Below are 12,422 nucleotides of genomic sequence, written 5' to 3' on the forward strand. Positions count from 1 at the left end.
CGGGCGAAAGACACACTGTCAGTAGGTCGGCAGGCTCGGATCGATCTGCTTGGCCCACGCGAGCACGCCACCGCCGAGGTGCGTCGCGTCCTTGAAGCCGGCCGCGTGCAGGGCGGCGAGGGCCTCGGCGGACCGGGCACCCGACTTGCAGTGCAGCACGATCGGCTTGTCCTGCGGCAGCTCCGCGAGCGCCTCGCCCGAGAGGATCCGGTCCTTCGGGATCAGCGTCGCGCCCTTGATGTTGACGATCTCGTACTCGTGCGGCTCGCGGACGTCGATCAGCGCGAAGTTCTCGCCGCTGTCGAACTTGGCCTTGAGCTCCGCCGGCGTGATCGTGTGACCGGAAGCCGCGGAAGCCGCCTCGTCGGACACCACACCGCAGAACGCCTCGTAGTCGATCAGCTCGGTGATCTTCGGCGTGTCCGGGTCCTTGCGGATCTTGACCTCGCGGTACTTCATCTCCAGCGCGTCGTAGCTGATCAGGCGGCCGAGCAGCGGCTCGCCGATGCCGGTGATGAGCTTGATCGCCTCGGTCACCATGATCGAGCCGATGGACGCGCACAGCACGCCCAGCACGCCACCCTCGGCGCAGGAGGGGACCATGCCCGGGGGCGGCGGCTCCGGGTAGAGGTCGCGGTAGTTGAGGCCCTTGCCGTTCGGCGCGTCCTCCCAGAACACGCTGACCTGGCCCTCGAACCGGAAGATCGAGCCCCAGACGTACGGCTTGCCGAGGATCACCGCGGCGTCGTTGACCAGGTAGCGCGTGGCGAAGTTGTCGGTGCCGTCGACGATCAGGTCGTACTGCTCGAAGATCTCCAGCGCGTTCGACGAGTCCAGCCGGTCGGTGTGCAGGTGCACCTTGACCAGCGGGTTGATCTCGGCGATCGACTCCTGCGCGGACGCGGCCTTGAGCTTGCCGACGTCGGACTGGCCGTGGATGACCTGGCGCTGCAGGTTCGACTCGTCCACCACGTCGAAGTCGACGATGCCGAGCGTGCCGACCCCGGCCGCGGCCAGGTACAGCAGCGCGGGGCTGCCGAGGCCACCGGCCCCGATCACCAGGACCTTCGCGTTCTTCAGCCGCTTCTGCCCGTTCACCCCGACGTCGGGGATGATCAGGTGACGGCTGTACCGGGCCACCTCTTCCTTGGTGAGCTCGGCAGCCGGCTCGACGAGCGGCGGCAGTGCTGACATGGGTCCTCCATCTCGCGCGCGTATCGCGTCCATCCCACTATGCACAACGCGCGCAGGCAAACTCGTCTTCCCGCGTCCGGATCGTGAGACAGACCGCTTTTCGGGGGTCCGGGTGGCGGAGCCCCCGGCCCGGGGCGAAGCCCCGGATGTCAGAGCTACTGCGGCTGCGGGGTGGGGTTCGGCCAGGAGTTGGTCTTGCAGATGCGGCCGTCCTTGGCCACCTTGCCCTTGTCGCCGCCGGGGATGTCGTTGAGCATCGAGACGTAGTCGTCGGAGACGCCGAAGGACTGCTGCATCATCACCGGCGCCGGCTGGTCGGTGCCGCCGCAGCCGACGTGCTGGTTGCCCAGCGCGTGCCCGACCTCGTGGTTGATGGCGTACTGCCGGTACCCGGTCATGTCGGCGCCGTAGGCCTTCGCACCGCGCACCCAGCGAGCCAGGTTGATCAGCACCCGGCCGAGGCTCTTGCGGTAGCAGGACGCCTCGAACTTGATCTGGAACCCGCAGGCGTCCGGCCGGTGGGTGGTCTCCGGCGTGGTGAGGCTCACCCGGAACGACGGGTTCGGGAAGTTGGCGTCCACCCGCTGGAACGCGATCTTGCCGTCCCAGGTCCAGCCCTGGGTCGGGTTGGACAGCGTGCCCTGGACGGCCGTGGCGAAGGCGTCGTCACCGGCGTAGCTCGCCGGGTCGATGCCGTCCTCCACCTCGACGGTGTAGGTGTAGAGCTTGCCGTTGCCGATCTTCGGGCCGCTGCCCGGGACGACGTGCCACTTGCCCGCGCCGGCCTGGGTGAACGGGATGCCCTCCGGCAGGTCCGCGGTCGGCACCTTGAGGTCGACCGGGGTGGCCGGGTTCTCCGGGATGGGCTGCTCGCCGTTGCCGTCGATCGCGCCGCCGGAGGAGTCGCCGCCCGCCGACTCGGCGCCGGGCGCGGAGGCGCCGGTGCCCTGCTCGGCGATCGGCTGGGCCGGGCTGTTGGCCGTGTTGACCACGACGAGGACGGTCAGCACGACCAGGATCGGCAGCGCGTAGACGCGCCAGCCGTAGGTCTTGGTCAGCTTCGCGATGCCGGACTTCGACGGCTCGTCCGCCTTCTCCGGCGCGACCGGGACCTCCGGCTTCCAGGACGCGCTCAGCGGCTCGGCGCTGGTCCGGCGGCTGCCCGGGCGGTAGCGGTCCTCGTCGAGGCGCTGCGCCGGCGACTTCGACGGGCGGTACTGGCCGGTGCGGGAGTGGTCCTCGGCGGACGGCGTCCGGCGGGCCGACGCGCGGTGGGGTGACCGCCGATCTTCGCCTCGCGCGTCCTGCTTCACCCGGTCCACCGCACCAGGGTGCCACAGCGGCGGAGCGCGACTCTCGCCGACTGGCGGATCATCGGGTGAACTCGACATCCCCCGATCGGGCTACCAGGTGCCCGCCTCGACGTGCTCCCACATGCCCAGGACGGCCTTCGCGACGACGACCGGGCGCTCCATCTGCGCCACGTGCCCGGTGCGCGGCAGCACCAGCAGCCGGGCCCGCGGGATCGCCCGCGCGGTCCGGACCGCGCGTTTCACCGAGATGACGCGGTCCTCCCGGCCCCAGACGACCAGCGTCGGCGCCCGCACGAGCGGCGCGACCGACCACAGCGACGCCTTCCCCAGCGTCGACCAGGCCCGGAAGATGGCGAACGTGCTGCGCGCCATCGCGGGCGCGGCCCAGGCGAACCCGGCGCGGGCGCCGTGTTCCTCGGTCAGCTCGTCCAGGCGGCTCTCCGGGAAGCGCGACGGGTCGGCGAAGCACAGCTTGATGACCTGCGCGGCGCGTTCCCGCGGCCCGAGCGCGGCCAGCTGCGCCCGCACGCGCGCGCCGACCAGCGGCAGGTAGGCGAACGCCATCCGCGGGTCCGACAGCCGCCGCGGGTCGAGCCGCAGGTCCGGGACCGCGGGCGAGATGAGCGTCAGCGTCTTCACGAGTTCGGGTTTCTGCGCCGCGACGAGCAGCGCGATCGCGCCGCCCATGGAGTTGCCGAACAGGTGGACCGGCCCGCCGACGGCCTCGATGTGCTTCACGACGACGTCCGCGTGCGCCTGGAGCGTGAAGTCGAAGCCCTCTTCGGGCTCCGAGTAGCCGAACCCGGGCAGGTCGATCGCGGTGCCACCGGCGACCGGCGCGAGAAGGGCGGCCAGGTCGGTCCAGTTCGTCGACGAGCCGCCGAGGCCGTGCACGTAGACGGCCGGCACGCCGTCCGGGCCGGGCGTGCGGCGGACGTGCAGGCGCGCGGTGCCGACCTCTTCGAAGGCCGCCGGCCAGGGCGGCGGCACCGGGTCGAGCGACGGCAAAGCCCTGGTCGAGAGCGGCACGTGGGTGAGCGGCGGCCGGGCCCGCACGGGGGTGTTCACGGGTCCAGAATGCCCGACCCTTGGCGCGGCACACGTACCGGCGAGTAATCTTCAGGGCGACTTCACGCGGTGGCGACCCCGCCCGTCGAAGAAGACGATGACGGGAGGACGAAGCATGACGGAGATGACGCGGTTGCAGCAACGTGGGGTGCGGCTGCCCCGGACCGAGCGCCGGGCCCAGCTCCTCGCCGCGGCGCAGCGGGTCTTCGCCGAGAACGGCTACCACGCCGCCGCGATGGACGAGATCGCCGAGGTCGCTGGCGTCTCGAAGCCGGTGCTGTACCAGCACTTCCCCGGCAAGCTCGATCTGTACATCGCGCTGCTGGAGAGCCACGTCGACGAGCTGGTCAAGCGCGTGCAGAACGCCCTGGACTCGACGACGGAGAACAAGCAGCGCGTCCCGGCGACGGTCGGCGCGTTCTTCGACTTCGTCAGCAACGACGCGGGCGCGTTCCGGATGGTGTTCGAGTCGGACCTGCGCGGCGAGCCCGCGGTGCAGGAAGCGGTCGACCGGGCGACGTCGGCGAGCGTGGACGCGATCACCGAGACGATCACCGCGGACGCCGGTCTCGACGAGGACAAGGCGCGGCTGCTGGCCGTCGGGCTGGTCGGGATGAGCCAGGTCAGCGCCCGGTTCTGGCTGGCACACCACCAGTCGATGAGCCGCGAGGAGGCGGTGGCACTGACGGCCAACCTCGCCTGGCGCGGCATCGGTGGCGGCTTCCCGCTCAAGGACTCCTGACCGGCCGGAGGCGGCACTCCCCGGTGGAAGTGCCGCCTCCGGCGGGAATCAGCGGGCGGCGGCGCGGACCAGAGCGCTGATCCGGCGCGCCACCTCGTACGGCCGTTCCTGCGGCAGCATGTGCCCGGCACCGGGGAACCGGACGAACTCCGCGTGCGGCAGCTCGTCCGCGATCACCTTCGCGTGCGGCAGCGGGCACAGCCGGTCCTTCTCCCCCGCCAGCACCACGGACGGCACGTCGCAGAGCGCGCCCAGTCCACCGACGCCGCGGTGGGCCGCGATCGCGTCCAGGAACATCCCCGCGCTCGCCGGGTGCGCGCACAGCAGCTGCTCGACGACGCTGTCCACCTGCTCGCGCCCCGGGCGGGCGCCGAACACCAGCCGCCGGGCGCCCGAGCGGACCATGCCCGGCCGCAGCCGCAGCGTGTCGCTCCGGAGTCCCGCCAGCAGCTTCGCCACCCGCGGCTCGAACCGCGTCACGCTCCGGCCGACCAGCCCGGGGAAGCCGAGGGTCAGCTTGTCCATGTCGCCGGACGACGTCGCCACGAACGCCGCACCCGCCAGCCGGCCGGCCACCAGCTCCGGGTGCCGTTCGGCGAGCACCATCAGCGTCATGCCGCCCATCGAGTGCCCGGCCAGGACCAGCGGCCCGTCCGGCACCCGGTCGGCGATCAGCTCGGCGAGGTCGTCGGCCAGCCGCGCGATCGTGGCCCCGCCGGCCCGGGCGGGCGCCGAGCCGCCGTGGCCGCGCAGGTCGTAGCGCAGGACGCGCACGCCGGGGTCGAGGTGCGGCAGGACGAAGTCCCAGGTCCGGTGGTCCTGCGTCCAGCCGTGCACGAGAACCAGCGTGATCGCCGAATCGGCCGGCCCCGAGGACACGACGTTGAGCGCGGCGCCGTCACTCGCCACGAACCGCGGCCCGGGCGAGAGGACGGCGGTCATCGGCCCGCCGGGAGCAGGAACGACTTGCGCCAGAAGTACTTTCCCGGCAGCCCGACCAGGCCGGACTCCTGCAGGAACGGCATGATCTTCTCCCCGGCCCAGGCGATCGTCCCCTGCCAGTGCGGGTTGTTCAGCGCCGCCTCGACGCCGTCGCGCGGGCGGATGCCGACCGCCTTGTAGACGTCGGGGTTGATGAACGCCCGCGTCACGAAGTAGGAGATCACCGCGATGATGAACTGCTGGTAGGCGATCTCGGCCTTCGACAGCTTCGCCATGCCGCGCGTGACCTCTTCGCGGGCGAAGGTGACGTGCCGGGCCTCCTCCAGGACGTGGATCCGGTTGACCATCCGGACCAGCGGCTGGACGCCTTCGTCGTTCATCTGCTCGCGCTGCAGCCGGTCGAGGACCTCCTCGGCGACCAGGATCGCGCCGTAGCGCGCCGGGCCGTAGGAGATCGACGGCATCAGCTTCGCGAGCTTCCGCAGCCACGGCACCGGGCCGTAGGCGGGGCAGCCGATCCGCGCGGCCATCCGCGCGAACATCGTCGAGTGCCGGCATTCGTCGGCGATTTCGGTGAGCGCGAACTGGGCGTGCGCGGACGTCGGGTCCTCTTCGTAGACCTCCTTGAGCAGCATCTGCATCAGCAGGATCTCGAACCACAGGCCGGTGGTCGCGACGCTCGCGACCTCGTGCTTGCCCAGCTCGATGCGCTGCTCCGGGGTCAGCTTCTCCCAGAATTCGGTGCCGTAGAGCGAAGACCGCTCTTCGAGGATGAACCGCTTGCCCTCGACCAGCGGCGCGGCCCAGTCGATGTCGACGTCGGGGTCGTAGAACTTGTTCGCCGACGACTTCAGCAGGCGGTCCGCGGTCTTTTCGCGATCCGGTTCCTTCAGCGTCCGCGTCATTGCCGACACCCCTTCCGCCGCACTCGTTCGAGATGTGTAACTTGAGGTAACAGTTACCTCTGCGTAGCATGACCCTGGTGATCGAACGTGTCAAGCGCACCAAGCAGGCCGGCAAGTCCTCCCGCAGCGACGAAGCGACCGGCGACGCCCGGCGCGACCGGTGGCGCAAGCACCGCATCGCCCGGCGCAAGGAATTCGTCGAGGCGGCGCTGCGGGCACTCGACACGCACGGCCCGGACCTCGGCATGGAGGACGTCGCCGCGGAGGCCGGCGTCACGAAGCCGGTGCTCTACCGGCACTTCGACGACAAGGCCGACCTGTACGTGGCCCTCGGCCAGCGCGGCACGGAAATCCTCTTCGAGCGGCTGATCCCGGCGATCAACGCCGAGCTGGCGCCGGTCCCGCGGATCCGGATGGCCCTCGACGCGTTCTTCACGGTCATCGAAGAGCACCCGAACCTCTACCGGCTGCTGGCGCACGGGCGGCCGGAGAAGCCGGTGTCGTCGGACGTCGTGGCCGAGGACAAGGAACTGATCGCGAGCGCGCTGACCGCCCTGCTCGGCGACTACATGCGGATGTTCAACATGGACTCCGGCGCGGCCGAGCCGTGGGCGCACGGCATCGTCGGCATGGTCCAGAACACCGGCGAGTGGTGGCTGGACCGCCGCTCGATGAGCCGCGACGCGGTCGTGGAGTACCTGACGCAGATCATCTGGGCGGCCATCGACGGCCTGACCCGCCAGAACGGCGTGGTCATCGACCCGAACCAGCCCCTGGAAGCCAACAAGGTGGTCCAGCTGGGCCGCACCCCGGAGTCATCGGAGTCCCTGGAGGAGACCTCATGAGCGAGCACGACGAAGACGGCTACAGCGGCTCGGCCACCCTGGTGGTCGACGGGGTTTCCCTCCCGGTGACGGTCGAGCTGCGCGGCTACTTCCAGCCGATCGACGGCTATTACCGCTGGTACGGCCGGGTGGCGGTGAACGAGGAGCTGACCCGCCTGGCGGGCGGCAAGAAGAAGGCCGTCACCATCCAGGCGGGCGAGCACTCGGCGACGGGCGAGCTGTCGGACCCGGACCCGTGGGGCCGGTACCGGATCACGGGCACCAGCACGCCGCCGTTCCACGTCCCGACGACGCTGGAAGAACTGAACGCCTAGATGTAGTGCCCCGTGAGGTTGTTGACGCGGGTGATAGGTGGCTTTCCGCCGAGTGAGGTGTGAGCTCGGTGATGGTTGTAGCGGTGGAGAAACTCTGGCAGGGCTTCGGCGCGGTGGTGTGAGCTGGTGAAGGGCTGGGCGTAGGCCCATTCTTCGGCGAGGGTGCGGTTGAAGCGTTCGGCTTTGCCATTGGTTTGCGGCCGGTAGCGGCGGGTGAAGCGGGCTTCGGCGCCGATGCTGGCCAGGGCGTCACGCCAGGCGTGGGAGCGGCGGTAGGCCAGGGCGTTGTCGGTCATGACTCGTTCGATCCGGTCGACGCCCAGCTCAGCCAAGGCAGTGGCGGCGCGGCGGAGGAACCCAGCACATGTGGCGGCGGTTTCGTCGGGGTGGATTTCGGCGTAGGCGATGCGGGTGTGGTCGTCGATGGCGCAGTGGACGTACTCGTAACCCACGCGGGCTCCGTAGCGGGCGCGGCGGCGTTCGAGGCTGTCGCGGCCGTGTGCTCGCCAGCCGCCGCCCTCGCGCAGCCGGCCGAGTTTCTTCACATCGACATGCAGCAGCTCGCCGGGCCGGGCGCGTTCGTAGCGGCGGATCGGTTGTCCGGTCGGGCGGTCCAGCCAGGCCAGTTTCGGCAGGTGGTGGCGGGTCAGGACGCGGTGCACGGTCGAGGCGTGCATGCCGAGGATGCCGGCGATGCGGGCCGGGCCGAGACGTCGGTTCCGACGCAGGTCAAGGATCTGCTGCTCGGTCCGCTCCGGGAGACGGGTGGGCGTGTGGTGGGGCCTGCTGGAACGGTCGTGCAGGCCGGCTTCGCCGTGCTGGCGGTAGCGGCGGACCCATTTGTGCCCGGTCGCACGGGAGATCCCGAGTTCGGCGGCCACATGGGCGACCGGGCGTCCCGCGGTGACCCGGTCGATCAGCAACCGGCGGCCGTGCAGGGTCAACCGGGCATTACGGTGGGACACGAAGACCTCCGTCGTGTTCGGTGATGGCGTCAGACACCAGCACCACACACGGAGGTCTTCGCCTTGATCAACCCGACGCGCCGCTCAACGGTCAACAACGTCCATGGTCACTACACCTAGACGGTCACTCGGCTGTTCCCGCTCGGATGATTCGTCGACGCGCACCTCTCGGGGGTGCTTCGTCGACGCGAACCGGCGGCCGGTAACGCAAGGCAACCAAACACCTCACCAGACCCGCTCCCGTGCCGCGGCAGAGCTCTACCGCGGTAGGAGAAGAAGCTGCGGCTCTAAAGACAAAAGCGTCCTCGCCGGACAGGCAGGCTCCGGGATGACCACAACTACCGCTCCCGGCCGCCGGTCATCGAGTTGGGTCGCTGGGTGGTCATCCCGTCGCCTGATTGAGGCCTATCACTTTGAGCCGGGCCCGCAAGCTTGCGTAGCCAGCCCACCTCGCGCTCTCGGTTGCGGGCCCGGCTCAAAGTGATTTGACGGCCTCAGGCGACGGGATGACCACCCAGCTCCGTGATCTGAAGACTTCACCCGACCACCAACCGAGCGTCTAGGGCAGGCGGGGTCCCGGCAGTTCCACACCGGGCAGCACGCCGTTCGCGATGTCCGTGGCGCGCCACTTCGGCACGCTCAGCCGGACGGCCGTGACCGGCGCGGCCAGGAAAGGCGCGGCCTCGGGGACCTTCGCGACGAGCAGTTCGCGCACCCGCGCGTCCTCGGCCCGCCGAGGATCTCCGCCGACGCCTGGGCCTGCAGGAACGGCTGCATCGGCGAGCCTGTCGAAACCACGACCGAGACCACTGGGTTCTCCCGGATGGCGGCCAGCGTGCGGCCGCGGTCTTCGAGGACGAGGTTGAGGGTGAACTCGCCGCTCTCGGCGAAGTAGACCCCGCCCACCCACGGCCCGGACCGGCCCGAGGTGGCGAGGAACAACGACTTGTGCGCGGAGAGGGTGTTCCGCACGAGATCCGCGACGGCGGCCTGTTCGAGAGTGGTCACCGGGCGAAGCTAGGTCGCGGAAAAGCGACACTCCAAGGAAAACAGCACAATCCGGTGAACCGGGAAGGCCGCCCTGCGGGGCAGCCTTCCCGCCGGGAACGAGTCAGTCGCCGACGCCGAAGCCGACCTTGCGGACGTCGGACGGGGCGATCTCGACGTACGCGATGCGGTCGGACGGGACGATGTACTTGCGCCCCTTCTCGTCGTTGATGCGGAAGAGCCCGTCACCGGCCGTCAGGGCCTCGGCGACCAGCTTCTCCACCTCTTCGGGAGACTGGCCACTGGACACCACCAGCTCGCGCGGCGTGTCCTTGATGCCGATCTTGACCTCCACGTGGGACCTCCGCTGGAAATTCGTAAGGGATGTGCCGGCCAAGGCTAACCGAACCGGCTCGTTCCGGTGGCGCATGTCCGCGCCCGACCGCGTCGTCACTTCCGGGTACTCCATCGGGTTCAGCCCAGGCCGAGCGCCTGCATGCGCTTCGTGTGCCCCTGTTGCAACCGCCGGAACAGCGCCGCAATTCCGGAGAGGTCGCCCGAGCCGGCGATGATGAGCTCGGCCAGCCCGTCGCGCTCGGCGACGACGTACTGGGCCTGGGTCAGGGCCTCGCCGAGCAGGCGGCGGCCCCACAGGGCGAGCTTGTCGCGGGTCTTCGGGTCGGCCTCGATGCCGGCCGCGACCTCGCGTTCGGCGAAGGCCGAGTGGCCGGTGTCGGCCAGCACGGTCAGCACCAGGTCCTTGGTCTCCGGGTCCAGCCAGCTGGCGATCTCCCGGTAGAGGTCGGCCGCCAGCCCGTCGCCGACGTAGGCCTTGACCAGCGATTCCAGGTACGACTTCGGGGGCGTCGAAGCGTGCCAGGCGTCCACCTGGGCGACGAACGGCGCCATGGCGTCCTCGATCTTGACGCCGTGCGCGGCCAGGTGCTGGGCGAGCAGGCCGTAGTGACCGATCTCGGCGGCCGCCATGGTCGCCAGCGCGGCGCGGCCGGCCAGCGTGGGGGCGCTGCGCGCGTCCTCCGCCAGCCGGTCGAACGCGGACAGTTCGAGGTAGGCGATCACACCCAGAAGGTCGACTACGCCTTCGGAGATCTCTTTCGGCTCGGTCACGGGGGCAGGGTATCGCCGAAGCACCCGGGCGTGTCGGGACGAGACCGATCACACTGGTTCCGGCGCGCCGGGTACTGTCGAAAAACTGCTGACCAGGTACACTGGCACACGACAACGAGCTTCCGTACGCCATACCGGCGTCGGGAAACAGGCAGGCCACGAGGCCTGCCGACGTACTGCAATGTGCGTGCACGCCTCTTCCGGCATTCCCGGGACGGACCGGTTCCGCGCTCCAGATCAGCGCCAGGGACCAGGGTTTACTCCCGGTCGAGTGTCGAGCGGACCAACGGCGGTGCGCGCTGGTCACGAGAGAGGCGATCACCCTGACCGCAGAAATTCCCACAACCGAACAGCCCCCCGCCGTCGCGCTGGAACACAGCGAGACCGGCCCGGCCGCGCTCGACACCTCGCACCCGCTGCAGGCGGGCGTCGAGGTCGAGCCCGAGGCCCCGACCTTCGCGTCCTTCGGCGTCAAGCCGGAGATCGTCAAGGCACTCGGCGAAGCCGGCATCGAGCGCACGTTCGCCATCCAGGCGCTGACGCTCCCGCTGGCCATGGCCGGCGACGACCTCATCGGCCAGGCCCGCACCGGCATGGGCAAGACCCTCGGCTTCGGCGTCCCGCTGCTGCACCGCGTGCAGGTCCCCGGCGACGGCACCCCGCAGGTGCTGGTCGTGGTGCCGACCCGCGAGCTGTGCATCCAGGTCGCCAACGACCTCAAGGGCGCCGGCAAGCACCTGGGCATCCGGACGCTGGCCATCTACGGCGGCCGCCCGTACGAGCCGCAGATCGAGGCGCTGCGCAAGGGCGTCGACGTCGTGATCGGCACCCCGGGCCGCCTCCTCGACCTGGCCGAGCAGCAGCACCTGGTGCTGGGCAAGGTCCGCGGGCTCGTGCTGGACGAGGCCGACGAGATGCTCGACCTGGGCTTCCTGCCCGACATCGAGCGCATCCTCCGGATGGTCCCGGACGAGCGGCAGACGATGCTGTTCTCGGCCACCATGCCCGGCCCGATCATCACGCTGGCCCGCACGTTCCTGAACCAGCCGACGCACATCCGCGCCGAGGAGAACGACGCCGGCGCGGTCCACGAGCGCACCACCCAGTTCGTCTACCGGGCGCACTCGATGGACAAGCCCGAGGTCATCGCCCGGGCGCTGCAGGCCGAGGGCCGCGGCCTCACGATGATCTTCAGCCGCACCAAGCGCACCGCGCAGAAGGTGGCCGACGACCTGGTCGAGCGCGGCTTCGCGGCCGCCGCCGTGCACGGTGACCTGGGCCAGGGCGCCCGCGAGCAGGCGCTGCGCGCGTTCCGCTCGGGCAAGGTCGACGTGCTGGTCGCGACCGACGTCGCCGCCCGCGGCATCGACATCGACGACGTCACGCACGTGATCAACTACCAGTGCCCGGAGGACGAGAAGACCTACGTCCACCGGATCGGCCGCACCGGCCGCGCCGGGCGCACCGGCGTCGCGGTCACCCTGGTCGACTGGGACGAAGAGCCGCGCTGGAAGCTGATCTCGGACACCCTCGGCCTGGACATGCCGGAGCCGGTGGAGACGTACTCGTCGTCGAAGCACCTGTACGAGGACCTGGGCATCCCGGAGGGCACCACCGGGCGGCTGCCGCTGGCCAAGCGGACCCGCGCCGGACTGGCCGCCGAGGAGGAAGAGGACCTGGGCGGCAAGAAGCGCGGCCGTCGCCGCGGCGAGCCCGCCTCGGAGGACGCGCCGCGCAAGCGCACCCGGGCCCCGCGCAAGCGGACCCGCGGCGGCTCGCGGGCGGCGGAGGCGATCGAGGCCGCGGACAACGCGGCTGCGGCTCCCTCTTCGGAGGAGGCCCCTTCGGAGGGCCGCACCCGGGCGCGCCGGCGCACCCGCAGCGGCAACGCCCCGGAGGCGACTGGTCCGGCCGTCGAGAAGGAGGCAGGCGAGAACGCCGAGCGTCCGGCTCGCCGACGCCGCCGTCGCCGTCCGGCCGCCACGTCTGATACACCTGCGTCGGCAGACTGAGGCTTCT

Annotated in this window: 13 protein-coding genes; 4 read left to right on the top strand and 9 right to left on the bottom strand. The window is 70.5% G+C overall.

What is annotated here, in order from left to right; translation table 11 throughout:
* Positions 1–18: 18 nt before the first annotated feature.
* The 3 genes from moeZ to HUT10_RS21795 form a co-directional block, all read right to left on the bottom strand.
* Complete coding sequence (moeZ, locus tag HUT10_RS21785; protein WP_176172923.1) at positions 19–1,194, bottom strand: adenylyltransferase/sulfurtransferase MoeZ; 1,176 nt, start codon at positions 1,192–1,194, stop codon at positions 19–21.
* Between the two features lie 155 nt (positions 1,195–1,349).
* Positions 1,350–2,516 carry a DUF3152 domain-containing protein gene (locus HUT10_RS21790; RefSeq protein WP_176172924.1) on the bottom strand — a complete coding sequence of 389 codons (1,167 nt, stop codon included), beginning with the start codon at positions 2,514–2,516 and terminating at the stop codon, positions 1,350–1,352.
* An 81-nt stretch (positions 2,517–2,597) separates the two neighbouring features.
* Positions 2,598–3,575, bottom strand: a complete 978-nt coding sequence (locus tag HUT10_RS21795; protein ID WP_176172925.1) for an alpha/beta fold hydrolase — start codon at positions 3,573–3,575, stop codon at positions 2,598–2,600.
* A gap of 115 nt (positions 3,576–3,690) precedes the next feature.
* Between HUT10_RS21795 and HUT10_RS21800 the strand changes: the two genes are divergently transcribed.
* Positions 3,691–4,317 (top strand): TetR/AcrR family transcriptional regulator, encoded by a 627-nt coding sequence (locus HUT10_RS21800; protein ID WP_003095505.1) that lies wholly within the window; start codon positions 3,691–3,693, stop codon positions 4,315–4,317.
* 48 nt (positions 4,318–4,365) lie between these two features.
* Here the strand turns inward: HUT10_RS21800 and HUT10_RS21805 are convergent, their stop codons facing one another.
* Positions 4,366–5,259 (bottom strand): alpha/beta fold hydrolase, encoded by an 894-nt coding sequence (locus HUT10_RS21805; protein WP_176172926.1) that lies wholly within the window; start codon positions 5,257–5,259, stop codon positions 4,366–4,368.
* Positions 5,256–6,164, bottom strand: a complete 909-nt coding sequence (locus HUT10_RS21810; protein WP_176172927.1) for a diiron oxygenase — start codon at positions 6,162–6,164, stop codon at positions 5,256–5,258. Before HUT10_RS21810 ends, HUT10_RS21805 begins: the two co-directional genes overlap by 4 nt.
* A 68-nt stretch (positions 6,165–6,232) precedes the next feature.
* On the opposite strand from HUT10_RS21810, the gene HUT10_RS21815 reads away from it, so the two are divergent.
* Complete coding sequence (locus tag HUT10_RS21815) at positions 6,233–7,009, top strand: TetR/AcrR family transcriptional regulator (protein WP_176172928.1); 777 nt, start codon at positions 6,233–6,235, stop codon at positions 7,007–7,009.
* Positions 7,006–7,323: a DUF4873 domain-containing protein gene (locus HUT10_RS21820; RefSeq protein WP_176172929.1), complete on the top strand. Its 318-nt coding sequence runs from the start codon at positions 7,006–7,008 to the stop codon at positions 7,321–7,323. The genes HUT10_RS21815 and HUT10_RS21820 overlap by 4 nt, the downstream gene beginning before the upstream one ends.
* Here the strand turns inward: HUT10_RS21820 and HUT10_RS21825 are convergent.
* From HUT10_RS21825 to HUT10_RS21840, 4 genes are all read right to left on the bottom strand, one after another.
* The gene (locus HUT10_RS21825) at positions 7,320–8,288 is read right to left on the bottom strand and encodes an IS481 family transposase (protein ID WP_176172930.1); all 969 of its coding nucleotides are present in this window, start codon (positions 8,286–8,288) and stop codon (positions 7,320–7,322) included. The two genes, HUT10_RS21820 and HUT10_RS21825, sit on opposite strands and share 4 nt — an antisense overlap.
* 639 nt (positions 8,289–8,927) lie before the next feature.
* A complete protein-coding gene (locus HUT10_RS21830) occupies positions 8,928–9,296 on the bottom strand; it encodes a pyridoxamine 5'-phosphate oxidase family protein (RefSeq protein ID WP_254896974.1) in 369 nt (122 codons plus the stop codon).
* Between the two features lie 103 nt (positions 9,297–9,399).
* A complete protein-coding gene (locus HUT10_RS21835; protein ID WP_013223016.1) occupies positions 9,400–9,630 on the bottom strand; it encodes a DUF3107 domain-containing protein in 231 nt (76 codons plus the stop codon).
* A 119-nt stretch (positions 9,631–9,749) separates the two neighbouring features.
* Positions 9,750–10,403, bottom strand: coding sequence for a ferritin-like fold-containing protein (locus HUT10_RS21840; RefSeq protein WP_176172931.1), 654 nt, complete (start codon positions 10,401–10,403; stop codon positions 9,750–9,752).
* Positions 10,404–10,957: 554 nt separating this feature from the next.
* On the opposite strand from HUT10_RS21840, the gene HUT10_RS21845 reads away from it, so the two are divergent.
* Entirely contained in the window at positions 10,958–12,415 is a 1,458-nt protein-coding gene (locus HUT10_RS21845; protein ID WP_254896975.1) for a DEAD/DEAH box helicase, read from the top strand.
* The last annotated feature ends 7 nt before the right edge of the window (positions 12,416–12,422 follow it).

Origin of the sequence: Amycolatopsis sp. Hca4 (assembly GCF_013364075.1) — a bacterium.
In the GTDB taxonomy this organism is placed as follows: domain Bacteria; phylum Actinomycetota; class Actinomycetes; order Mycobacteriales; family Pseudonocardiaceae; genus Amycolatopsis.

Bases quoted from the DNA above. Each gene is read 5' to 3' on its own strand.
- moeZ (WP_176172923.1), bottom strand. From the start codon at position 1,194: ATGTCAGCACTGCCGCCGCTCGTCGAGCCGGCTGCCGAGCTCACCAAG.
- HUT10_RS21800 (WP_003095505.1), top strand. From the start codon at position 3,691: ATGACGGAGATGACGCGGTTGCAGCAACGTGGGGTGCGGCTGCCCCGG.
- HUT10_RS21805 (WP_176172926.1), bottom strand. From the start codon at position 5,259: ATGACCGCCGTCCTCTCGCCCGGGCCGCGGTTCGTGGCGAGTGACGGC.
- HUT10_RS21810 (WP_176172927.1), bottom strand. From the start codon at position 6,164: ATGACGCGGACGCTGAAGGAACCGGATCGCGAAAAGACCGCGGACCGC.
- HUT10_RS21815 (WP_176172928.1), top strand. From the start codon at position 6,233: ATGACCCTGGTGATCGAACGTGTCAAGCGCACCAAGCAGGCCGGCAAG.
- HUT10_RS21820 (WP_176172929.1), top strand. From the start codon at position 7,006: ATGAGCGAGCACGACGAAGACGGCTACAGCGGCTCGGCCACCCTGGTG.
- HUT10_RS21845 (WP_254896975.1), top strand. From the start codon at position 10,958: ATGGCCGGCGACGACCTCATCGGCCAGGCCCGCACCGGCATGGGCAAG.